Source organism: Lysinibacillus cavernae (genome assembly GCF_009724685.1).
Lineage (GTDB): Bacteria > Bacillota > Bacilli > Bacillales_A > Planococcaceae > Lysinibacillus > Lysinibacillus cavernae.
Window position 1 is genome coordinate 729,509 of record NZ_WMEF01000001.1, and the last position, 24,761, is coordinate 754,269.

Annotated in this window: 24 protein-coding genes; 5 read left to right on the forward strand and 19 right to left on the reverse strand. The window is 35.1% G+C overall.

The annotated features are described in order from the left end of the window. Window position 1: 1 nt before the first annotated feature. Window positions 2–1,564, reverse strand: coding sequence for a bifunctional metallophosphatase/5'-nucleotidase (locus GJU32_RS03540; RefSeq protein ID WP_230874915.1), 1,563 nt, complete (start codon window positions 1,562–1,564; stop codon window positions 2–4). A 182-nt stretch (window positions 1,565–1,746) separates the two neighbouring features. Here GJU32_RS03540 and GJU32_RS03545 point away from each other — a divergent pair, with 182 nt between their 5' ends. From GJU32_RS03545 to GJU32_RS03565, 5 genes are all read left to right on the forward strand, one after another. After that, window positions 1,747–2,829: a PhnD/SsuA/transferrin family substrate-binding protein gene (locus tag GJU32_RS03545; protein WP_420798363.1), complete on the forward strand. Its 1,083-nt coding sequence runs from the start codon at window positions 1,747–1,749 to the stop codon at window positions 2,827–2,829. A gap of 96 nt (window positions 2,830–2,925) precedes the next feature. After that, window positions 2,926–3,729, forward strand: coding sequence for a phosphonate ABC transporter ATP-binding protein (gene phnC / locus GJU32_RS03550; RefSeq protein WP_155590547.1), 804 nt, complete (start codon window positions 2,926–2,928; stop codon window positions 3,727–3,729). Continuing rightward, window positions 3,686–4,501 carry a phosphonate ABC transporter, permease protein PhnE gene (gene phnE, locus GJU32_RS03555; protein ID WP_155590548.1) on the forward strand — a complete coding sequence of 272 codons (816 nt, stop codon included), beginning with the start codon at window positions 3,686–3,688 and terminating at the stop codon, window positions 4,499–4,501. The genes phnC and phnE (GJU32_RS03555) overlap by 44 nt, the downstream gene beginning before the upstream one ends. 10 nt (window positions 4,502–4,511) lie before the next feature. Then, a complete protein-coding gene (gene phnE, locus GJU32_RS03560) occupies window positions 4,512–5,318 on the forward strand; it encodes a phosphonate ABC transporter, permease protein PhnE (protein WP_155590549.1) in 807 nt (268 codons plus the stop codon). A 170-nt stretch (window positions 5,319–5,488) separates the two neighbouring features. Continuing rightward, window positions 5,489–6,223: a hypothetical protein gene (locus GJU32_RS03565; RefSeq protein WP_155590550.1), complete on the forward strand. Its 735-nt coding sequence runs from the start codon at window positions 5,489–5,491 to the stop codon at window positions 6,221–6,223. A 140-nt stretch (window positions 6,224–6,363) separates the two neighbouring features. On the opposite strand, the gene GJU32_RS03570 is transcribed toward GJU32_RS03565, so the two are convergent. The 18 genes from GJU32_RS03570 to GJU32_RS03655 form a co-directional block, all read right to left on the reverse strand. Beyond that, on the reverse strand, window positions 6,364–6,735 hold the full coding sequence (locus GJU32_RS03570; protein ID WP_155590551.1) for a hypothetical protein: 372 nt from the start codon (window positions 6,733–6,735) through the stop codon (window positions 6,364–6,366). A gap of 109 nt (window positions 6,736–6,844) precedes the next feature. Next, window positions 6,845–7,519 carry a M23 family metallopeptidase gene (locus GJU32_RS03575; RefSeq protein WP_155590552.1) on the reverse strand — a complete coding sequence of 225 codons (675 nt, stop codon included), beginning with the start codon at window positions 7,517–7,519 and terminating at the stop codon, window positions 6,845–6,847. Then, window positions 7,513–7,800, reverse strand: a complete 288-nt coding sequence (locus tag GJU32_RS03580; protein WP_196426575.1) for a phage holin — start codon at window positions 7,798–7,800, stop codon at window positions 7,513–7,515. The genes GJU32_RS03575 and GJU32_RS03580 overlap by 7 nt, the downstream gene beginning before the upstream one ends. A 17-nt stretch (window positions 7,801–7,817) precedes the next feature. Further along, window positions 7,818–8,231, reverse strand: a complete 414-nt coding sequence (locus GJU32_RS03585) for a hypothetical protein (protein ID WP_155590553.1) — start codon at window positions 8,229–8,231, stop codon at window positions 7,818–7,820. A 79-nt stretch (window positions 8,232–8,310) separates the two neighbouring features. Next, window positions 8,311–8,754 (reverse strand): hypothetical protein, encoded by a 444-nt coding sequence (locus GJU32_RS03590; protein ID WP_196426576.1) that lies wholly within the window; start codon window positions 8,752–8,754, stop codon window positions 8,311–8,313. 27 nt (window positions 8,755–8,781) lie between these two features. Beyond that, window positions 8,782–10,707 (reverse strand): DNRLRE domain-containing protein, encoded by a 1,926-nt coding sequence (locus tag GJU32_RS03595; RefSeq protein ID WP_155590555.1) that lies wholly within the window; start codon window positions 10,705–10,707, stop codon window positions 8,782–8,784. Window positions 10,708–10,738: 31 nt separating this feature from the next. Further along, a complete protein-coding gene (locus GJU32_RS03600; protein WP_155590556.1) occupies window positions 10,739–13,072 on the reverse strand; it encodes a LamG domain-containing protein in 2,334 nt (777 codons plus the stop codon). Between the two features lie 43 nt (window positions 13,073–13,115). After that, on the reverse strand, window positions 13,116–14,039 hold the full coding sequence (locus GJU32_RS03605) for a LamG domain-containing protein (RefSeq protein WP_155590557.1): 924 nt from the start codon (window positions 14,037–14,039) through the stop codon (window positions 13,116–13,118). Then, window positions 14,040–15,221: a discoidin domain-containing protein gene (locus GJU32_RS03610; RefSeq protein WP_196426577.1), complete on the reverse strand. Its 1,182-nt coding sequence runs from the start codon at window positions 15,219–15,221 to the stop codon at window positions 14,040–14,042. It abuts the gene before it with no gap. Between the two features lie 76 nt (window positions 15,222–15,297). Further along, window positions 15,298–16,497 (reverse strand): discoidin domain-containing protein, encoded by a 1,200-nt coding sequence (locus tag GJU32_RS03615; RefSeq protein WP_155590559.1) that lies wholly within the window; start codon window positions 16,495–16,497, stop codon window positions 15,298–15,300. Between the two features lie 15 nt (window positions 16,498–16,512). Beyond that, window positions 16,513–17,961, reverse strand: a complete 1,449-nt coding sequence (locus GJU32_RS03620; protein WP_155590560.1) for a discoidin domain-containing protein — start codon at window positions 17,959–17,961, stop codon at window positions 16,513–16,515. Between the two features lies 1 nt (window position 17,962). Next, window positions 17,963–19,201, reverse strand: a complete 1,239-nt coding sequence (locus GJU32_RS03625; protein ID WP_155590561.1) for a hypothetical protein — start codon at window positions 19,199–19,201, stop codon at window positions 17,963–17,965. Beyond that, window positions 19,201–20,580 carry a LamG-like jellyroll fold domain-containing protein gene (locus GJU32_RS03630; RefSeq protein WP_155590562.1) on the reverse strand — a complete coding sequence of 460 codons (1,380 nt, stop codon included), beginning with the start codon at window positions 20,578–20,580 and terminating at the stop codon, window positions 19,201–19,203. The genes GJU32_RS03625 and GJU32_RS03630 overlap by 1 nt, the downstream gene beginning before the upstream one ends. 11 nt (window positions 20,581–20,591) lie before the next feature. Next, complete coding sequence (locus tag GJU32_RS03635) at window positions 20,592–21,662, reverse strand: hypothetical protein (protein WP_155590563.1); 1,071 nt, start codon at window positions 21,660–21,662, stop codon at window positions 20,592–20,594. 17 nt (window positions 21,663–21,679) lie between these two features. Next, the gene (locus GJU32_RS03640; protein WP_155590564.1) at window positions 21,680–22,018 is read right to left on the reverse strand and encodes a hypothetical protein; all 339 of its coding nucleotides are present in this window, start codon (window positions 22,016–22,018) and stop codon (window positions 21,680–21,682) included. A gap of 23 nt (window positions 22,019–22,041) precedes the next feature. After that, entirely contained in the window at window positions 22,042–22,689 is a 648-nt protein-coding gene (locus GJU32_RS03645) for a hypothetical protein (RefSeq protein ID WP_196426578.1), read from the reverse strand. 76 nt (window positions 22,690–22,765) lie between these two features. Beyond that, window positions 22,766–23,518: a hypothetical protein gene (locus tag GJU32_RS03650; RefSeq protein ID WP_155590566.1), complete on the reverse strand. Its 753-nt coding sequence runs from the start codon at window positions 23,516–23,518 to the stop codon at window positions 22,766–22,768. A gap of 68 nt (window positions 23,519–23,586) precedes the next feature. Then, entirely contained in the window at window positions 23,587–24,735 is a 1,149-nt protein-coding gene (locus tag GJU32_RS03655; protein WP_155590567.1) for a hypothetical protein, read from the reverse strand. Between the last annotated feature and the right edge of the window lie 26 nt (window positions 24,736–24,761).

A 24,761-nucleotide genomic window follows, 5' to 3' on the forward strand; every position in this document is an offset into this window, starting at 1 on the left:
TTTAGAACTGTACGTGCCAATTATGATTACATGTTGCTTGAATGGAAGGATGCTTTAACAAATAGTCAGCAATTAACTCAGTCATATCGATCTGAATCTCCTTCACAACAGGTCGATTTCTTAGAAAGTCAAAATTCCCTGCACCAGTTGCACGATAACTGCTCATTACGACATCAAATTCTTCATCCATTTTAGCAGCCTCGCCATTATATATAAGTTTCGTTACACGTTCACCTATTGGCTTTGAAATATCAAAGCTGTATTCGATTCCTTCCCACATATCATAATTATAGGGCTGTGCCTTAGGGAAAAGGAAAGACTCCGCTACCTTCAATTGACCTACCTCTACCGTAAAATAGCTAGCTGATTGTTCAAGGGCAAGTAAAATGTCCTTCCCTGAGAGTCGGAGTACCTTTAATGTATTAGCATAAATATAGTTTGTGACAATGTCACGCATAGTGACAGCTTGCTTTAACCCACCTCGTTCATCATGAAAAAGAGCTGTACAAGAAATAGAAGCTCCAGACACAGCCATTTGTACGTGATTGATAAATTCTATATAAGGATGCTCCTGAACGCGCGCAAGAAACGGATTGTCAATTTGTAAATCCCCATGAATCATGCCAATTGTTTCATCTAACCACGATTCGGTTTTTTCGAATGTAGGAGAGATAATCTGGCAAACGGACGATTGAGGTATTGTGTTTTCTGAGCTATAAATAAGAGCTGGTGTATGGGAAATAGAGTGAATCGTATTTTGGTCATCCATCTCGATTTCTAGTTCAATCTTAGCGATGCAAACCCCTTTAGTACCAGGTTGAATAACAGATTTCCCCATGATTGTTGTACTAATCTCACGATGTTGATGACCAGAAATGATGATATCCACCTCTTCAATTTCTGTGCACATGCGATACCCTTGATTTTCTCCATCCTCTGTCTCAAGTAATTCTCCTGTTTCAAGATTTCGCTCGAATCCTCCGTGATAACAAAGAATGAGAACGTCAATCTGTTCATTGGCACGAATCCATTTTGCCCAGTAGCTAGCACTCGAGAAGGCATCCTTAAAATGAAGCCCTTGGATATGTAGAGGTTCCTCCCATTTTGTTACAAAATGCGTTGTCACGCCTAAAATGGCTAATCTCACTCCATCTACTTCTTTCACAATATATGGCTTTGTAAATGGCTTGCCATCCTCAGTACTTATATTCGCTCCTAGCCATGGAAATTGGGATTGGTTCATAACAGATTGTAACACCTGTAGTCCATAATTAAATTCATGATTGCCGAATACCATGGCATCATATTGAAGCTCATTGGCAACCTGAATTAATGGGTTCGGTTCTTGGGCTTGAAATTTCTGATGATAAAAGGTCATGGGACTTCCCTGAATAAAATCGCCATTATCAATTAAAAGGGTAGGCATTTCTAGCCGTTTTTCCTCTATGATTGTTGCGAGCTTTGCTAACCCAAGTGCTTCATTCCAATCGTTGCGGAAAGTCGTTGGCATGATATAGCCGTGAATATCGCTTGTAGCAAGTATTTGTATGGTTTTTACAGTCATAAGTAATCCTCCCATCATGAGTATATCCATAGTATATAAAGTTATTTCTACTAAATTAGCGTATTTACAATATCAAAATATTGTTTTACGAATTTGAAACATATATTTACCCCGTTTTAACACTAGGAAAATATTTACTGTATATACTGAGGAAGCATTTCAAAAATGGGGAGGATAACACTTTGAAGAAATTACTACTTTTCACGTTAACATGCATGCTTTCTGTGTTCTTGATGGCATGTGGAAATGAGGCTACTAGTACATCAAATGCTGATAAAACTGTAGATGCGTCCGCAGAGGCAAGTGGCAATGAGTGCAATGAGTCGGTAGAAAAATTAACAATCGGCTTTGTGCCTTCACGTAATCCAGATGAAATCATTACGGCTACAGAACCTTTAAAGGGTTTACTGAAGGACGAGCTAGCAAAATTAGGTTTTGATGTGGATGAAATCGATATTACAGTAGGAACAAATTTTGAAGCGGTAGGGGAAGCCTTATCTGCAGGTACAACCGATATTGGCTTAATCCCTGGAGGGACATATGTGCTATATGATGATGGTGCAGAAGTAATTTTAACCGCTACACGTGCAGGTTTAAATAATGATTCCGATAATCCTGTTGATTGGAATAAAAACAAACCAACTGAACCGACAACAGCACAGGCAACTTCTTATAGAGCTATTTTAGTGGCGGGGCCATCTGAAAAGGGCAAGGCGCTAGCAGCGAAAGTAAATAACGGTGAAGCATTAACTTTTGAAGATTTAAATGATGTTACTTGGAACGTTATGTCTTCTTCTTCACCAGCAGGTTATATTTATCCAACATTATGGTTAAGTGAGAATTTCGATAAAACGATTCCTGATTTAGCGAAGGTTGTCCAGGCAGATTCCTATGGTAGTGCCTTTGCACGTTTAGCAGCAGGTCAAACGGATGTATTGGTAACATATGCAGATGCACGTCGAGATTACGAGGAAAGCTGGCAAGGTGAATTTGGTCGCTCCGCTTCGATTTGGGAGGAAACAGATTTAATCGGGGTAATGCCTGCCATCTATAATGACACGATCAGTGTGAGTAAAAACTCGGAAGTCATGACGGAGGATTTGAAAAAGGCTGTTCAGCAAGCATTCATTACTATTGGCAACACTGAAAAAGGTAAAGAAGTTATCGCTATCTATAGCCATGAAGGCTACCAGACTGCAAAGGATAGTGACTATGACAATGAGCGTAAGGCACAGGAATTAGTGCAAAATCTTGGTTCTAAATAATCGTTAATAATGATAGGTAAGAATCTGCGGCTTGCGGTTACTCCGCAGAAAGCAGATTCTTCTTTCATTAGTTTACAGTGAAATGGAGCGGTTCTAGTGATTGAATTTAAAGAGGTAGAAAAACGTTATCCGAATGGTTTACTTGCCTTAAATCAAATTAACCTACAAATTGAGCAGGGAGAGTTTGTTGCTATTATCGGCTTATCCGGCGCGGGGAAATCAACACTACTGCGCTGTATTAATAAAATGCACGATATTACAGGAGGATCATTGCGTGTGAATGATGTGAATGTTCACCAATTAAAAGGCAAGAGTATTCGCAATCTACGCCGTAATATTGGCATGATTTTTCAGTCTTTTAATCTCGTTACACGTGTGACTGTATTGAAAAATGTGCTCGTATCCTTTGTGCCGAATATGCCTGTTTGGCGAAAAATACTTGGCATTTTTACGGAAGAAGAGAAGCGTAAAGCATTAATGGCACTCGACCAAGTCGGTATTTTGGATAAGGCTTATGTACGTGTCGATCAGTTGTCTGGAGGACAGCAACAGCGTGTTGCTTTAGCTCGTACGCTTGCTCAAAATCCCCAAATTATATTAGCAGATGAGCCTGTTGCATCACTTGACCCTGTAACGGCTAAGCAAGTCATGGAGGATTTTAAAAGGATTAATCGAGAGTTAAACATGACCATTATGATTAACATTCACCACGTTGATCTGGCATTAACTTACGCAACACGTGTTATTGGCGTGCGCAGCGGTGAAATTGTATTTGATGGACGAGCGAGTGAAATAAATGAGGAAACGCTGTCATTCATCTATAACAATACGAATCAAGAGAGAGGCGTTACTGATTATGCAATGGAAGCTGCTATCACCGAAAAAAATAGTATTGCCTAATGGAAAAGAAGTACTGGAGAAACGTTCATTCATGCCAGTCGTGTGGCTTATTCTACTTGTTTTCATTTTTCTTTCCATTCGTATTACAGGCTTTAGCTTAGATGTACTTGTCAACCGGATTGAACAATTTTTTGTCATCCTACAACAGATGATGCCACCTAATTGGGCCTATTTATCAAAGCTATGGCAGCCACTATTTGATACGATTAAAATGTCATTATTTGGATCTGTTGCAGGGGCTATATGCGCTTTACCAATGGCCGTACTTGCTGCGACAAATATAACTAAAAATAAAGGAATTGCGATGGTGAGCAAATTTATTCTAAGCTTGCTTCGAACATTACCAACCTTAATTATTGCTCTTATAGCTACGTTTATTTTTGGGCTTGGAACGATGGCCGGCACAGTGGCCATTTTCTTATTTACAATTGCGTATGTCGGAAAGTTATTATATGAACAAATAGAAAACGTCAATATGGAGGCATATGAGGCCATGCAGTCGATGGGGTTAACGACCATTCAAGCATTTCGTTATGCAATCTTGCCGCAAATCCTTCCCAATTACTTGTCGACATCATTATTTTGCTTTGAAGGAAACGTTCGTTATGCGTCTATTTTAGGGTATGTTGGTGCAGGGGGAATTGGCTTACTTCTTAATGAAAGCTTAGGGTGGAGAAGCTATGCCAATGTCGGCATGATTCTTCTAATGCTCGTTTGTACCGTTTTTCTTATTGAAACAACGAGCGAATATTGCCGTAAAAAATTAATGTAGAGGTGATAGTATGAATGCTATCGAAAAACAATTGAGACTACAACCAAATCGACGCATGTCATACATCATGACAATTTTTATCGTTGGTTTGTTATTTATTTGGTCTGTAACAACGGTTCATTTTGATCATGTTTCGGCAAATGGTACGAAAATTGCTAAAAATATATTTGTAGGCTTGCTGAACCCCGAATGGTCATTAATAGTTAATATGACGACAGCGGGTATTCCTTATTTATTAATCGAAACAATGGCAATAGCCTTTCTCGGAACAATCGTAGGTGCAGTGCTGGCTATACCTTTAGCCTTTTTATCGGCTTCGAATATTGTGCCAAAGCCTGTTGCCTTTGTTGTACGTTTGCTGTTAATTATTATCCGTACCATCCCTGCAATTGTTTATGGACTTATGTTTATAAGGGTCACGGGTCCTGGACCATTTGCTGGTGTACTAACCATGTCATTAACTTCTATAGGAATGCTGTCAAAGCTCTATGTTGATGTTATTGAGGATTTAGATAAAAGTATACTAGAGTCGATGGAGGCAATTGGTTGTACATTAATGGAGAAAATACGTTATGGTATCTGGCCTCAGCTAACAGCGTTATTTTCATCTATTGTCATCTATCGCTTTGATATGAATTTGCGGGATGCAACCGTACTTGGTTTAGTTGGTGCAGGGGGAATAGGTGCACCACTCATTTTTGCCATGAACGCATATAAATGGTCAGAGGTAGGGTCGATTTTATGGGGGCTTGTTATGCTTATTTTAGTCGTGGAGTATGTATCGAATCGCGTGCGAACTAAGCTTGTGAAAGGGTAAGGTTTTAATGTTAAAAATAGTAAAATCCTGAATAGTATCGACTATTCGGGATTTTTGATTTATTCTTAAAAAGAAGGATTTTCAATTATTAAAAGTTTTTTACTTGAAAAAATGCCGTATTCGATTTATTGTCTTTAGAGATACTTGTTTATGGACTTGGAGGATATGGAATGCACGGAATTTATATACGCTATAATGTCTTAGAAGAAACTCAAGCAGCAAAATGGCCCAAAAAAATGGATGCATTTGCGTATGTTCAACGAAGAAAACCACAACAAGATAATGACAACTTGCTGTCAACAGAAGAGCTAAAGAACCATGCTATTCGCTATATTAGAAGCTTAAAAGACAATGCAAGTGAACATTTAGTAGAGCAACGCAACGGCGAAATTGAACATTTTGATCGACGCTATATGGAATCATTGAAATTAAAAGAAAGCATCGATTCACAACTTATTAATCTAGAAGAAATTCGTTTATTATTGCAATTAATGAACGTCTTGAATTTATCTCATGCTTTCGGAGAAAATGCTGGAAAACTATTACGCCAAATTACTCCATATGCAAAAGAGGTTGAACACCCAACATTCCAAACAACTCGTGTAGAGCGACACTTTTATACGGAATTAATTGAACAAATTGAAATGGTTTTTGCACGAATTATGCGTCAACACAACCCATCAACAACTGAAATGCAGCATTCAGAAAAGCTTTGGACAACAGTCTGTGAGCAAGCAATAGAAAAAGTAGAAGCACGAATTGAACGCCTATCTTCTATCAAATTAAAACATGAAAAAAATTTGCTAGAGTTTAGTCATTTAAAACAACAAAATATCGAGGCGAAGGAACGCTTAGATCTAGCTGTTAACGAACTCGATGCAATATTAAATGTATTAGAATCTTAAGAAAAGCATGTCTACCGATTGGAGTGTCAATCGGAGACATGCTTTTTATGTTGTAGATGGATAGAAACGCCAAAGTGACGGATAGAAATGAGGAAATGGTGGATTAAGTCGTAAAAGTGACGGATAGCGCCACTCTTGCTTTACTTTTCCTCAGTTTGTTCTCGTTTGGCTTGACGCGAAATACGCATTAAATCAAATCCAAGCAACACGACAATGATATAGAAAAGAGGGCTAGTGAACGATAAACCAATTTGTGATTGGCCCCCAAGTAATGTTAATACAATCCATAAACCAACCGTATACAGTGTTAAACCAACATAGGCCTTCTTTGACATTTTTTTAAATCTATCCGTATCTAAGGCTATCTGCGAGATGACTAGAACAACCAATAGAAGTAGAATTATTTTTTTAGTTAATAGTGCAGCAATAGCTGTGTCAGGGAAAAAATCATTAACGAATAATAATGTGAAAAATACTAAAATTAAAAAATTTAAGATCGTTGAAAGCTTCATGCCATATCTCCTTAGTTGCCAGAATTCTTTTCTATTGTAACATGGTTCAGATAGAGAAAAATGAATTTATGATAATTTGTAGAGAAAATTATGTATGGTGTAGGAAATATTAATGTTTATTTATTGAATCATCATATCTTTTTAGCATAGTTGCAAATTGCTCACGTGTTAAGAAATTTTGAGGATTAGAGCCATCAGTTATCCCTTTATTTCTTAACCATTCCCATGCAGTATTATGTATTTTAGCGGGTTTTCTAGAAGGGATAATGGCTTGCTTTGTTGTTATTGCCTCCTCAAGCTCTTTTATTTTACTGAGTAATTCTGTATATTGTGACATGGTTAATTCTCCTTTGTTAGCTAAGATAGTATTTGTTAAAGAAATAAATTTCATCGGATCCACAGCATTTGGCTGACCTTTAGCCCATAGGCCTTCATGAATTTCAAAATGAAGGTGAATCCCGTATGCTCGACCAGTCTTACCCATCACACCAATTTGCTGTCCTTGCAGAACTCTTTGACCAACATGAACACAAGACGAATCTAAATGCGCATAATTCGTTTCGTAAATTTTGCCGTTAATGATATGTTTAATCATCACTACATTCCCATAGCTACTTAACGCTTGTGCACGGCTAATAATTCCAGTAGCACTAGCATAAATTGGGACTTTTCCTGTTGAAGCAAGATCAACTCCTTGATGCCATTCTTGTCCAAACCCAATATTTCTCCACCCAAACTTGCTTGTTAATCTTGCATCTCTTACAGGACTAATGAAACTTACCATTTTCGTTCATCTCGTTTCGGTTTCTTATACATTAAGGCACGAGATGAATCACTTACGCTAGCTGTTGTTGGATCTAAAACGGCATTATATGTACTGACGGCCATTAAGGCTAATATATAGGGATTGGAGGCTGCGTTGACGAGTAAGGTCTTTACACTAGACCAGGTGGTTAAATCGGCTCCTGTAATGCCATAGTAGGCAAATAGGGGGGTAATAATAGATAATCCGACCGTAATCCAAAATTGGGGATTATGAATGCGAACTTTCCAATTGATTTTCATAAATATCAAGTCCTTTCTTATAGACCTAAAGTTTTTAAAATTAAAGCACCAATTATTATAGTGGGAATGAGAATCCACCAGTGTAGGTATTGTTTAATCATGTCGCTAATAGAAATATTGTCTTTTGCAGTTTCCTGTTTCAAATCATCTTCAATGCTGTCTACTCGTTTTCCAATAACTTTAACATCCTCTTGCAATTCAACTTGAGACATATTTAATTTTGTTAAATTCATATTGATGTTGTTAAAAGTCTTATCCATTCTATTTAGTTGTATTTGTTGATGTTTATTCATTTCTTGCTGTTGTTCAGATACAATTGTTAAGCGGTAAAGTAACTCATGATTACCTTCTAATTTTGAAATTCGGTTTTCCTGATTCTTAATTTCAACTTCTGCACTAGCTAATCTTTCACCAAATTTTTCATTTTGCACGTAATCACCAACTTTTGTAAAATAGAAAAGGATAGATGTAGTAATTCATCTATCCTTTAAAAATTTATACTGAGTACCCTCAGTCTGTTAATAGTTCTATCTCTTCAAAAATTTCACAAAATCGATCATAGAGGACAGCCTTATTTCCCGTAAACTCTAAATCACAGTTTAAAATGATACTTTGTAAAGTTGTAAGCATTTCAATTTTATCGGCCGTTTCTTCAATAATATAATCCTCATTCATCATTAGCATAATTTGCATTTGTGCTTCTTTTTCAGCTTCTTCACATTGAAATAGTACAATCTCTTCCTCTTTGTTATGTATTTCCTTCGTTTCAGTAACGATTTTACCGTTCTCATCTTTTAAAGCGTAATCGTTAATAAGCTGTTGCCTTTCTATCTTTAATAGCTCTATTTGATCTTCCAATAATTTAATAAACCTAGTTCGCATTCTAGATTCTTTACCCTTGAGAATTAAATTGAAAAGGAATGATTGTAATTCTCCAATTTCATAGTTTTTCATTATCATAGTTAATATTCTCCATTTCTTTTACAGTATAAATGCGTAGCCTGATACTGAACCATTGACAGTAATGATTGTTATTTTGTTATCTACCATTAAGATACGAGGCTCAATAATAGCCGGAACTTCCTGGTCAGCCCATGTTGGAATGGTAATCTCTGTTTGAACGAATCTTCTGTTTACTGAAATTTCAGTATGAACTTGTGATACCATTTTAATATCAATTACAGTATCAACTTGGCTTACGGCTTTTACGTTAAGTTCACTAAAAATAGCTTGAACAAATTTAACGAATATTTCGGTATCTTCCTCGGATTTATCATAAAGCTGTACGGCAATAGATACATCGATGTAAGGCTTAGAAACAATGATTTCAGTGAAAACATCTGACTTAATATTAGGTTCAATTTCTACCAAAATGTCATTTCTATGTTTAATTTCAATTTCTGTTTCAATTTTTGGTTTTGAGACATGAATTACGGCAAAGAGATTACTATCTTTACCAACCCTAGGCGTGATTTCTATTGCTATTTTATCTTTTGCTACAAAAAGTTCTGTGTAAACAATAGAAGTCCAAATATCATTGATTTCAATTTCTGTGAAAACTTCATTTTTGTCATGGAATGGTACAGAAATTTCAGCATTGATGGAAGGTCTTGTTATCGAAACAGTTGTATCCAAAGAACTTGTGTCAATTCTAGCGCAGTCGATTTGAGCTAAAGTAAAGGGCGCATTAATTGTAACTTCAGTAAATATTGTTCCTTCTAATGACCTTCTAACACCAACTTCAATCAAAACCTCATTTTTATCACGAATCGATGAAATGATCTCAGTCTCTATATATGGCTTGGTGATGGTGATTTCAGCTTGTGCTTCGAAGTCTAAAGGAACTTCTGGTCTATGAACGTAGATTTCAGTATAAATATTTTCAAAACTGAAAATGGAATCAACAGTGACCTCAGTAAACCTTTCAGAATGGTTTCTTTTATAGGCAAAGATTTCAGTAAGTTGCTGACTTCTTCCTTGAGAGAATATCCTTGAATCGTAGTATTTTACAATTAATTCAGGTGGGGAAAACGTTTCCCTTGTATAGAAGATTGCCTGTCCAAAAGCAGTTTCATTGGATAAACGAATAATAAAACCATTATTATTTTTTTCTAGAGCAACCCAATATTCAACAATTTCAAGTACATCAAATTCTATGTATCTTTGATTGCTATTACCAGTGAATTTATCGGCAATTAAATCAATTGGGATTGGCCTATTTAGGTGAGTAATGTTAGTTTCTTGCCACTCACTACTAGCATTTAATATTTCTAGTTTAAGATTTTCAGGGTCTGCACCTTTGTAGTATAGACGTAAATAGGATTCTTTTAGCACATAGGAAGGATGAATGGAAGATAAGTCAAATTGCACAAATGAGCGCCAAATATCATCCTTACTGCGACCAACAACCATAGATGAGTTACTTCCATAGTTGATTGATTGGTAAGCTGCTTCTTCTCTTGTGAAAGCGTCTTGAGTAGGATTGTACACATCTGTAACGATAGGTGGTTGTTGAACTTCATAAATAGCATACATTCTATTATGAGGCGGTACTTCAATCTCTGCTTCTAGGAAGTTGTAACCAATAGGTTGAATCTCAGTATAAACTTCTGAGTTACCACGATACATAATGTTTAAATAGGTGTCTCTATTACTGACACTTAAAGCACGAGAAATAAGCTCAGTTTGTACTCTACTTTCATTTAAAGGTCTAGCTATAATCTCAACATCTTGCTCTATTTTTCCTACAGCAATTAGCTTATATGTTGCTTTAAAACTGTTGTGAGGACTTACTTCAATTTCAGTATATACATCAAAAGATTTATCAAATGGTATTGTATTCTCAGTTTCTAATTTAATTCTATGAGAGGAAATGTCTGTTTCTAATCCAAAATCTTGATCCTCCATAATCTCACTTCCTTATCACATTGTATTGTGATTAGGCTTTGTCTGCTCTCACGATAATGTCGAACGAACCGTTAACGTCAGGCGTTGAACCTAATTCAGATTTTAGTCGAATAAAAAATGGAATTTCTTCATTGTTTTTTAACACGCCACCTAGTCTTAAATCAGGTCGAGGTGTAAAAGGAGATGAGCTTGTACTAAATTCACAAGTCATTCCTGAAGGGAAGTTTGCTGTATTAGCGTACAAGTGAATATCCTTAACATCATAGCCATATTGGTTTTTAAGGAATACTTCATGTTCAATTGTAGTTTGACCTGCGATGATGATACCAAAATCAAGATATTGAAGAACTTCACCGATTTCACTAGAGAAGTATTGACCATATACATCTTTGAACATAAGACCTGTATATGTTCCCATGAATTGAGTAGACCAATAATCAGTTGTACCAAAGAAATCTTGGAACTCTACTTTAAGTGTGTTCCAATTATCAATCCTAATGTCTTTACTACCAATCGCTAACTCAATATTCTGAGGGGATTCACCTAGTTTAGTAAAGCTTCCATCAGAAGGGTAGTAGTAGCCATTGTTTAGTAATACACGATATTGAACACGCGTTAAATCATCATCACTTAACACAGCCCTAAGAACATTTGTGTCAAAAGAAATGTCAATTTTAGCAGTAGTGTTTAAGATGTATAGACTTGAGTTTTCAATAGTTGTCGTATCGCGAGGGAGATAGTCTTCGAACGAGATTTCTTCGACAATTGTTTTGATTGTGTCACGAGGGTTGTCTGTAATAAACATACCAATATTAATGTAGTCACTTGTCCATGTCCGCCATTGTATATCAGTGATATTGTTTAAGTCTTTGTAAGTCATGCCTGTTAACATGATTTTTTGTGGACTTGAAGCATCAGCAACAACGAATTTCTTTTCTTTTTTGTCCCATACATACCATTTATCAGGTGTTTCTCTACCGACAAAGTAACGAGCTTCATCACGATAGGATTGTGAAATATCATTGACAAATACATCATCTAAAGAACCATACAAACGTTTAGGGTTAACTAGTTTAACGAATTGAGGTTGTGGTATTGCTTTCATATCAAGCACTCGTTTAGCAGTATCAGAACCTTCATCTGTCCATGTCACTACTTCAAAATCACCTTCAAGTTCATCTATAGGCGACCAATTAGCTTCAAGAATTAAATCAGCATTTGTTACAGTTTCATCATCTGTGTAATAAAGAACTTCAACACTTTCACCAAATTCATCATAAATATCAAATGGCTCAACATTAGTCGATACAACAATATCATCATTAGACTCTGTATAAATGGCTACTGTAGGTAGCTCACCAATATAGTCATAGACACTATAAGGTTCAACACCTGTTTCTACAGCGATTTTAGAAGTGTCTGAATCAGAGTAGTAAATTGCTTGAGCTGAGTCACCTAGTAAATCTTGTGCTTTGAAGCTCTCTTTGTTTAACACAACCGATGTGTATTGCTTATCTTCAAAGTCAGACCACATAATTACTGATTTATCTCCTGTTAACTCTTTCCATTGTTTTTCTGTAATATGGTTTAGATTGTTCATACCATACTGCATAAAGTTTTCTTCTGTTGGTGTTGTTAACTGCCATGCAGTACCATTATGGTATTTGTAGTCTGCGTTGTGTTGCACTAGGTATTTATCAGTGGTAGGGGAGATTACTCTGTCGTAGATTTCTATTGAGTCTAGCTGTCCATTAAAGTAGTTTATTGCTGATACCGCTCGCTTACCAATGACTAAGTTGTATTTATGTGAACTGAAACCAACGAAATCAAAACCTCCTGCTACTATATTTTGAGGTGATGGCGTTGATAAATCATTGATATATATTTTTATAGAGTTAACCGTTGCTGTCCCATCATAAGTAACTAAAATATCGTTCCATATTCCTGTTGTTATAGTTGCTAATGTATTTACATGAGCATATTTACCTGTTCTATCTCCACCTATAGTAACTCCTAGTTTTCCATCTGTTTCTAAGCGTATTGTGACCCCTGAGTTGGTACTAGCTACAAAATCCATTGTGTCAAGAATTGCTCTCTCAGATGAAGATGTTAAAGAAGTAATGTAGAGCTTGAATCTAATAGAAAATACTCCTACTGAAATCAAGCTTCCATTAAACTCTACATACTGATTAGTTCCATTAAAACTCATTGCATAACCTTGACCATTCCAACCTGTCACACGAGTAGGGGCATTATTTAAAGCTCCTGTGTACCCACCAATGGAATCCATTGTATTACCACTAGCTTCATCAAAACTAATAAAGGCTTTGCCATATTTACTTAAATTATCTTTACTATTAGCCATTGTATTGACCCCCAATATTTTTCCATATTAAAAGGACAACCAATTAATAGTTGTCCTCAATCATTGCTGTTTTAAAATCAGTACCAATAGGAATTGTAAACATTCTACCTTTTCCTAATGGTGTTCTGTTATTAGTTACAAGCTCATATTCAGTTGTATGCTTAGTGAAATCAATTGGTGGTCTATCCACTGCTGAGTCAATCTCCCTAACTACACCACCTTGAGCTAACATCATATATTCTGCTGTGTTAGGAATCTCTTTTACACGTGTTGAGGTAGGAGATAAAACAAGGTTTTTATTGTCTGTTGATTTAATTACTAATCGTTTTTGTTCGAAGTCAGATGGGGAGAGAGCTTTATTGTAGATTTGTAAATCATCTAATTGACCTGCATACCACCCATTTAATAGATTAGAAAGTCTTCCTATGGCTAAGTTAAAAGCACTACCATTATTAGGGCGCTCTGCTCTGACCACTCCTGCTAACTCTTGGTTGATGTACATGGAAGCTAGAGAGCCTGCCTTTCCATTCCAAGACAGCATAACGTCATACCAAACTTGCGGTGTTATTTTATTTGACGAATTTAACACGAAGCTTGGTTGATTAGCTTCACTAAAAAAGTTCCATCTTAAAGTATTGCCTGTCACCTTACAGAAATTAAAGCCTTTTTGAGTAGCAGCATTGTTATGCGTTGCAAATACATATTCTGTATTATTATTTTGATTAAACTTAATCTTGAATCTAATTGTTAATTCTCCTGATAGGCTAGAACCAAAATTCATAGATACAGCATTACTTGTACCGTTAAATAGTAAAGAATTACCATCGTTGTTCCATCCTGTTGTTCTAGTAGCAGTCACATCTATGCCTACATATAGACCTAATTTATCATAAACATTACCAATTGCTTCATCAAAACCAAACCATGCGACACCATATTGTGCCATTAATTGCTCTGTAGTTGCCATTTATTTCACCTCTCTTGTTCCAAACTTTAATTGACCAATTGCTAGGTAAAGTGCGTTACCATTGTTTCTTGTAACATTTAATCTATAAAATCTATATGAGACTTTTTCAGGAAGTGAAAATATTAGCTCACTGTTGTTTGCGCTCCAACTTGTTTCATTAGAGATTTCATGGACAACATCAAATGAAACACCATCATTTGACCCTTCTAATTTCCAAGTGTTAGGTGCAGATGTAAAAGCAAACTGAGCTGTTGCCTTTTCACCTCTTGTTGATATTGAATATAAATTCACTTCTGTAGGTTTACCAAAATCTAATTGCAACCAACCTGTGTTAATATTTTTTGAGGTAGCCCAACAGTCAAGTGGTGCAGTTGTATTTATTTGACCATTAAAAGCTAAGTAAGCAGAAAATACACTACCTATAGAATATTCACTACTCGCACTAGCAACCAATGGGGAAGGGGCATTATTAGAAGTCATTTTTGTGTTATGCCAAGTGGTCATAATACTTTTTTCTTCTGTAATTCCTCTGATACTCAAAGTATTTAACTTACCAATTTCATGTGTAAACACTTTTCCACTTGTGATAGCAACAGGAGTGTTATTAAAGTATCTATGTTTATCAAAAGGAACATCTAATTGAATATACCTGCCTTGCTCAATCCCATGTTCAATAATGCTTTCAGTTGTGTTGTCAGGAAGGTGAATAAGAGTATTGTCTGAAAGGGAATAGGTGTTATTGTTTGTTGGGCTTTTAATAACGAGAAAAGACTGTTTCGGTGGTGGTATTGTAATTGATTGAACTGAAGTTCCTTGTACTAATGTTCCACTAGTTATTTTGTCCCATTTTGTGCTATCGTTACTTCCTTCAACCATATAATTCCTGACACCACAGTTAGCACCAGTGTATGAATCAGACTGATATTTAACTGTATCAATGGATACTTTGTTTCCAAAATCAACAATAATCCATTGATTTGTAGTTGCACCATTAACTGTTTGCCATCCTGCGTTGCTTTCGTTCCAAATATTGTCAAATACTCTTGACGGTGGATATGAAGCAGAATAAGATGATGATGAAGTGAAAGATGAACTAGGTAGACCATCTGTTAAATCAAAACCCTTGTTTAAAAATTCCATTTCTGAAATCATTATATATGTTCCGCCATAGTTATCAAACATATAAAATCTATAGTATCTATACATCTTGTCATTCCTTTTGTCTATTTAATTTATTTTTCCAAACAAAAACTCAGCACTAATTAAAACTAATGCTGAGTGGTTTTTTGTTTATTTTTTTCATCATAATGTATTCGGAATTATCTGTTATTATTCCTTCTAAAACATACCCCATATTTCCCATAGGTTTATTCATATTAAACAATCTAGTGCTTCCATAGTTAAGAAAAGATTTTATTGAAGAATTATTTAGCATCATAAGAGCTGAACCATTAAGTGAGTAGACTATGTCAACAACCCCTGAATAAGTTGCATAACCATTGTTATCATGTATGTGAAATCTATAGTAGCGATACTCTACAATATGATTAAAACTAAATCCTCTACTCTCAAATACTCCCCAATTCATTTGATTGTTTATTTTAAGTACAGGATAAAAGGTAATTCCATCATTTGAACCAAATACAGTAAAGTTTTTTGGGCTTGATGTTGTGTTGACACCCATTCCAACCACTTCAATGTGATTCACTCTTTTTTTATCCTTGAAATCAATTTGCACCCATTGGTCTGTTAGTAATGAAGATGAAGTTATCCAACAGTTATTTACATCAGTTCTAGTACCATTAAATGCAAGCCAAGCAGGGTAACTTGATGAATATATACTACTTGCACATGTAACTAGAGGTGAAGGTGTTGTGTTTGAAGTCATTTTTGTTACATGCTTAACATTGTTTGATTCATAAGAATAAATACTATCATTTGATTTTAGTAATACACTCTTAAAAGAACTTAGTGTTGGTGTTAATGCTGAGTAGACTTGGTTCTCCACATAGGTTGAAGTAATATGTTTTTCTTGTAACAATAGGTTTTGAGATTCATCTGTTACAATTATTTCAACTGCGTTTTGCTTTCTATCTGAGCCATTTCCACAATAAGGAACAAAATCAATCCTGCTTATTTTCACAGACTTATCAAAAGTTATTTTTATTGTGTCTACTGAACTACTTAACCAATAGTTGGCACTAGGATAATTAGTTACAATTAATTTATCAGTATCAAAAGGAGAATCGACAAAATAGTAAGTTCCATAACTATTTGTGGTACTTACTGTTCCTGTTATATCTGTTCCCTGAATGTAAAATTTATTAGAAGTTAGACCATTCTTTGATGAAAACTTTATAGGATATATATTGTCATTTTTATCATAAAGTCTAATCCCTCCAATAGCGTAGTATGCGCTTGCTTTAGTACACTTGAAAGCTATATCTTTTACTGCCATTTTATCACCTCATTTTCAATCAAAACTAATGCTGAGTGGTTTTTTACCTAGTTTTTTTATCCAAAAACCTTGCTCATGTTCTGATACTGTACCCTCCTGTAGAATATAGTTTTTAGTACCTATCGCTTGATTCAATTTTGAAAATAATGGTTTACCATAATTTACGAAGTTTTGTATAGAAAGAAAGTTCATTTCATACTCTGCCATACCATTACCACTAAATCCTACTCTAACTTCACTAATTCCTATATATGGAGCACCATTATTAGTTTCTACAAAAATTCTAATGTATTGATATTTTTTTACAGGAAAAGAAAAAGTTTTTATTTCTTCTTTTGTCCAAGATAAGTTGGTAGAAACATGTAAGTCATCCCAAACAATATTATCGTTAGAACCTTGAAGTCTCATGTTTTTTGGAGTAGCTGTAGTTAAATAAGAGGTAGTAATAGCAGATGATACTCCTTGAATACTAATAGAGTCAATTTGTTTCCTTGTTCCTAAGTCTATAGTAAGCCATTCATTTGTATTACCTAATGAAAGCCAAGATGTCGTGAGTTCATTGTCAAATGCTTTCCAAGCAGGGTATGCCGTACCGTAAATTCTACTCGCACTAGCCATCAATGGAGAGGGAGAGGTATCAGATGTCATTTTTGTGTTATACCAAATGTCAGTAAATTCTAATGAATACGCTTTATTGTTCGAATGAAGAAGGCTTCTTCCAAGAGTCCAATTAAAGTCACCCGAATATATACCAATATCTAGAACGTTCTCATTAAGATTAGTAACATGGTATTTTGGATTAAAAGATACTTTATCATAAATATTTTTTTTAATACCTTCGCTGTAAAAAGAAAAATTTGTTACACAATTCTCTAGTGTGATTCCATTACTACCTGAATAACTTCCTACAAAATTAGTTGTAACATCAAATGTACAGTTTGTGAATTTTGTAATAGATGTTCCTGCATTTGAGTAGGAAAAGTTAGGGTTAGGACTAATAATCTTAAACAAACAGTTTATAACCTCACCTCTAGTGACTGCATCTCCAATACCACAAATTGAAGTAGAGTAGTTGTTTGTTCTATTGCCAACACTGTAGTCAAATGTTATTTGGTATGCTTTTGTTCCTGCATTTTTAAACATAATACAATGCGTATCTCTACCACTGTGTTTAGTGCCATCACATACAAAGATTGTTTTTCCTTTTTCACCAATAAAGGATATTGCTTTGTTATCATCCCAAAGTCCACCTGAGTCATATGTTCCTGCTATTCTTGTTACATTATGTGTTCCTGCTAATGCAAAAATTGCGTCACCTGTTGTAGCGCATTTTGAAACTGCATAATTTACAGTTAGAAAAGGGGAGGATATTGAGCCATTATTTGTATCTAAGCCTTTTGTTGAATCAACATAGTAGATATTATTAAAAGTTAACACCTGACTGTTTATTCTTATTTTAGGCATCTTATCTCACCTCAACGTTTAAGTTTCTAATATCAAAATATTTCTTTAAATCAATAGTTTTACTAAATACTTTTCCTGTCTCACCAACACCTAAAATCCCACTTTTATCTGTCATTGTAGTAGGCTCTAACTCTGTTACTTTTCGGCCAAATAGGGGAGATAGATTGTCTATTCCTCGCTCTAGGAATTGTGTAGAGCTTGGGAGAGTAGAAGAAACCGTTGTCCAATGAGCAGGTATTCTATCCACATGTTTCTCAAGCAATACCTTAGGTGGGAAAAAACGAAGTTCTGCAAACCCTGTATATGAGTGATTGGTTGCACTTATATTTAATCTATATGCTCTGAATGTAGATTGTTCTTCTAATGTAAAAGTTTTCTTCTCATTTGCACTAAAATAGATTCCTGTTCTACTATCAATTTTTGTCCATGTACCATCTAGTCCTGTAGTGGAGTCATTCGAGCCTTCTATATTGAATATTCTAGGAGCGTATGTTGCTATGTTGTGTGCCTCTATTTCATATCTAGCAACAGTGACTTCTTTTGAGAATATAATACCTAAAATACCTGAACTACCATCCCTAGAAATGCCACTATTTTCTGAACCAGTAGCATAATCAAACACATTATATGCAATACCTGCCCCTGGTTTACTTGTGTTATATGTCCAAAAGGCAATTTGACCATTAGATGAATTAGAAGTCATTTTTTGAACAAGATTAATAGCATCATTTGACCAAACCTCTTGTTTTTCTGGTATTTCTTCATCCCATTTTTTATATTCACCATCATGTAAAACAAATGATTTATTTACTACCATATTTTGTGCGAAGAACTCTGAGAATACAGGGTATCTTGAAGTTGAAGTGGCAATTCGGTAAGTGCCTGCTGATATTTTGCCTGTCATATCTAACCAAATAGTAGTATTTAAGGGACAATTTGTTTCTTTTAGATTTACAAAAGTTCCATCAATTTGTTTTTTCTGAATGAAGACTTTTCCTGAGCCTGAGTTACCACCACCATCTGAGTAATATCCACCACAAGCCCACAAAGTAATTTCTTCGCTACAAGAAAATTCAATATAGCCATTTGTGTTTAGAAGTGTAGCGTTTGATAATCCCTCACCTACTACACCATTTAATAATATTGACTTTGGGTCTGCTCCTTCGTGGTATGAGGACAATATAGTAATACTAGATTCATACACACCTTTTAAGTGAGGGGGTCTTGCTTGTCCTGCCATTATTTCACCTCATTTCTTATACTTCTAATATCTAAATATTTCTTTAATTCTATAGTCTTGCTGAACACCTTGCCAACCTCACCAACATCTAAAATGTCATTTCTTTGTGTCATCGGGATTGGTTCTAATGTTTCTATTTTACGGTCAAGTAGGGGAGATAGATTGTTCATACCTTTTTCAAGGAATTGCTGTGGTTTAGGGAGAGTGTCTGAAATCGCTGTCCATCCCTTAGCAAACTCAACCTCAAACATCTCTAGTTCGCCAATAGCAATGTATGTTGAATTACCATTGTTGCTATAAATATATATTCTATAGTGTGTATAAGCTTTGTTATTACTGAAAGTGAAAGTTCTTTTCTCAGTTGTTCCCCAACCTGTTGAATTGTTTACAGTGTGCAAATTTTCCCAATCTGTGTTGTTGTTTGAACCTTGAAAAACCCAACTCTTAGGCATCCTTGCTGAACCTTCTGCGTAGTTGAATGGAACTAGTGAATATGCTACCACAGTTTTTGGTAATTTGAACTCATAGGATAACCAACTATTAGTAACTATCCCTGAACTAGTGTGCCAAGCGTCAATATCAGATGAAGCATAAGCAGCATTAGTTTTGTTGAAAGCTTTATAGGCATAAGCGTAATATGTTGTTCCACCCAACTCACTACTAGCTCTTGCAATACCATCAGTAGAGACATTATTATCAGTCAAAGTAGGTATAACATTTCCTGTCAAAGTTTCATTACTGTATTTTTTGTATAATCCCTCATGGTAAATAAAAGATTTGTTATCATAAAGGATTGATTTTTTTGAGTGGTAGGTAATAGAAGCGTTTGTTGGGGTATTGGTTACTTCATTTTTAGAGCCTGTGGCTTCATCAAACAGGTCATACATAATTAGTCCACTTATGTTTGAAATAAGTTTTCTTTTGTTTTTATAGCTTTCAACAATTTCATCCTGAGTTAGTTGTCTATTCCAATATCTAGGGAACTCAATTATTACACTATTTCCGATAGTTAGCTTATTAACATTTCTACTTTCTGCAAGTATTGCATTGCTTGAATAGTCAACTACTCCATTGACATATATTTTACAACCATTACCACCCATAGTTACTGCAACATGATACGCTTCGTTTTTCTCTAATTTTGTGTTTCCATAGTAAACTGACCCTGAGTTGCCATAGCTGTTTACAGCATGTCTAGCACCTATTCTACCTGTTCCATCAATAGCTATTTCTGCAAGAGTGCTACTTCTGTTATCACTAAATAGGCGAAATGCTTGTGAAAATTCATTTGTTAATTTAATCCAAAACTCAACTGTATTTGTACTAGGGGTTGATACATTATACTTAATAGTTCCACCTTTTATAGCTCTTGTTTCCACTTTCTCACCTCTTACTTATCAGTAATATACAATCTATCAATTTTTATAAAATCATTACGAGTGATTTTTTTTCTGTGTAAACTTCCTGTGTCTGACCAAGTTGAATCTAATTCCATGTCGTAGAGATAATTACGCTTAAGACTTAATGAAGTTTTTCCTTCCTCATAGAAATCTAATTCTCCTACACCTGCATAAGCGCCACCATTTATCTCATAAAACTTAATTCTGTAGGCAATATAATTAGACCTTTTTGAGACTGGTACTTCATATACTTTATCAGTGTACCCTGTAGTCCAAACCTGATAAGTTTGTTTATCTAAGTCAACCCAAGTTCCATTAGTACCATCTGTTGTATCTTTTGAGCCTTGAAGAACCCATGATTTAACCATTGTTGATAAGACATTGTTGCTTCTAATCTTGTACTTAGAAACTACCACGCTATTTTTAAAACAGAAACCTAAGAACCCTGTTTTAACTCCATTAGCAGAACAATATCCTTCACTTCTATCTGCTTTATCAAATGCGTACCATACGTCATAGGTAGTGCTATATCTTGTTTCAGCAAATGCAAAACCTTCGGTTGACGAAGTGTTTGATGTTAATTTAGGAACAACATACCTACCTATTTTTACTTCCTTTTCTTCAAGAAATTCATTGGTATTGAAATCTGATTTAGCAATTATGAAGCCATCAGTAACAAACCCTGCAAACAGGTCAATTTTTACCTGAATGTACTGTTTTGTATCAGACTGAATTGTTCCATCTTCTGCAATTGGTGTCCAATCAGCCCAATCATAATTATTTGATGATACCCTTGTTAAAACAGCGAAAGAGCTTGCGCCATTGACTGTGCTGTCTATAAACACTTTCTCAAAGTCTTGAAAAATATCTCCTAAATCAATAACATCAGAAGTCCAAGAGCCTTGCTCTACATAGATAGGTCTTCCTTCACCATCTACATCAATATCAACTAACTCTAAAAAACCTGTGCCTTTGTTGATTTTAGTTTTATCATGTGTTCCTGAAACACCGATAGATAAGCCTATTTCCTTCTTCTCTATATTACCGCCTATAAGAGCCATATGAGCATTTTCCTTTCTTAATTGTTGAGTATGATTATATTGCCATCTTGCCTATCGCCTGTATCGATAGATTCAATGCCACCAATAAAAGTAACAAAACTACCACTTACGTTTGTAAATGAATTATCTAAGAACAACACCAATAGTTTTGTGTTTTTAGGTGCTTTAATTTCTCCAATTTTTACGTTTAATCCTTTGCTAATAAGATTGTCTATTAGCGTTCTAAGTGAGTATTTTCCCGTTTCTATCGTATAAACTTTCTCATTTGAAGACTCAAATAAAGATAGTTTGTTGTTAGCAGTTGTTATTTCCAATGAATCATTTTTCAATGGTAAATGTAGCCAAAATCTTTTCATAGTGATTTTCCTTTCTTTGTTAACTATTTAATAGTCCAATTCAACTGACCTGCTCGATTGGCTTCTAAAGGGGCATAGAAGCGTTCCACCTCAATCCCTCTTGTTTTGAATACCAAATAACCATCCATTGATTTATTGGAAGTTAACTTAACTTCAATAAAAGCACTATCATTAAAGGGAAGTGAGACAATAGGCTGAAAGAATAATTGAACATCATCATTCTTGTAAAATGTTTTGTAGCCAAAATTAATTGACTTAATATCTGAGCGTTGTACAGCACCCTGTACACCATTGAAGTCAGAATAAGCTTCTTTATATGTAATAAGGTCTTTGTCTTCAAAGTTTGTTGTTAAATGATAAGTCTTTCCATCTTCATCAATGTACTCGATTTCAATTCTTTTACCACCTAGGTTAAAAGAGCCATCTGCCATTTCGAAGAAAAATTTCATTCCTTGACCAAACAAACCAAAACGTATGACCTGATTTCTCTGAATAAAATAATAATCATTTTTCTTATGCGTGAGTAGGTCATACTCAGCATAGTTTTTACCATTTACATAATCAGCGTTCCAATTGAAAGGAATACCGATTGCTTGAGCATTTCTTGAGTTTGAGAATAACATTCTTATCATCTCCTTCATTGCATTGAAGTTTTCTTTAAATAAACCCATAAAAAATAGGGTAGGGGAGAAAGCCCCTTACCCTGTAAAATCATTATTTTATTTCTAAAGTATCATTATGTTATTTTTACACATAACGGTAAGAAACACGTTGGATTAACAGATTTTTACCTGCTGACGCTGTGATTGGCACATCTGCAAACACAGAAATCTGTACAAAGTTACCACCTGCTAAGTCAGCATTACCACCATTAACGTCAGTGTTGTTAGCGAAGCCTAAAATCTCTTTTGCATTAGGTTTTTTCTCAATTTGAATAGCCATATATTCTACTGTTCCATCAAGTACAGGATTTCCTTCAACTTTCACCCATGATGTAGGCTCTGTTCCATCTGTAGTACCTGCTTTAGTTACTTTATAAATGAAACCATTAGCTACTGTTGGTTGAACATAAGTGTCTAATGTCAAAAATTTAGAAGCGGACCAAACTTGAGCAGTCTCAGCGTTCACATTTGTTGTAGTTCCTGTTGTTCCTAAATCTTTAGTTCCAGGAGGGTTGGCTGTACCAACCCCACCCTTACCAACAGGTGTCCATCCTGTTTCATTCAGGCTATCAACACGCACATTAAACCAGTTGTCACGAACAGCTTCAATGACATTTCCTTGTGCGCTACCGTCACCACCTTGTCTATCACGAGTAGTGAAGACAACTTCCTCCATTTTAGAAACATCTTCTGTACCACCACGATTGTTCCAAATATAGAAAACTTTAATTTGTGATTGAGAGTCTGCATCAACAGTATCGTAGTTTACTGTGTTTTTTACTTCGCTTGATTTTGTGTTAGCACCTTCATACCATGATACTTGAGGGTGGTTTGTCATATTAAATTCCTACTTTCCTATGTATTATTTAAATTAAATTGTTGAGGGTATTAATAGTGAGTTTTAAATTATTTCAATGCTACTTTTACATTGACAGATAAATTTTGTGCATCCACAGAAAAAGAAGGGATGTATAGTCTAAACACATCTCCCTTCTTCACCGTACTGTTCATTAACGTATATACTTGATTATTTAAATAACGATCTTCATCAATGATTACTGGATTATCTGTGATATCCAACCAATCAATGAAATTTGATGATTTTTGTATTTGAATAGGGGTGGGTACTGAACCTTGAATAGAAATCGATGCTTGAATATCAACAATTTCACCGTCCCAATCAAATATGATATGTGGGTCTTGCACACCTTGCAAAATATCTTTCGGAACAATAAATACAATTGTTTTCTCATTTACAAATTCAGTAATATTTTGAACCTTAACGAATTGTTCTTTACTCATTAATCCATTTATTACTTCGTTGGCTAATGGCACATTTCCACCTAAGGCATCGATAGGAATCCATGCCTTTCCATTCCAACGATAACGTATGCCTGTATCAAAAACCTGTGTTGTCCATCCAACTTCGGGGTAGGGGAATTTTTTTACAATGTCATCATATGTATTGACGAATGGCTGATAAATTAAAACTGTTGTTTTGTATGCATCTCTTACTAGTTCGGTTGCTTCATTAGCATTGTGAGTGGCAATTAAAGCCTGGTCAGTAGCATGATTTGATTCATTAATAGCAATGACCAGCTTTTTTAAATATTCTTTATAGTTATCCGTTTGATCAATTAGTTCTTGAACTTGTTTTTTGCTTCTTTCAATAATTTCGTGTAGTGTCTCGGTAGAATTGGTACTATCATAATGTACGATTCGTGTAGAAGGGTAAAGGATTAAACCTCTTCCTTTGTACACCATTGACATAGTTTCTGCTTCTTTCACTGCATGGAAATAAACAAATCCATTAGAATAGTCTACATAAAATTCATTATTTTCTAAGTTGTGCTTTATGAATTTTTCATAATTAATTTCAAACATACCTGAAATTCTAACCTTATACATTTCATCAGGAATTTCTAATAAAAAAACACGTTGATTGACTACACGAGCGATATCCAGTCGATCGATGTATGGGTCGTTTGGTGTTCCTTTTCGCCAAACGATATGAATAGGGTTATTAAATTCTAAATAATTAATAGGTAGTGACAATTTTCTCACCTCCTTTCCAAGTAAAT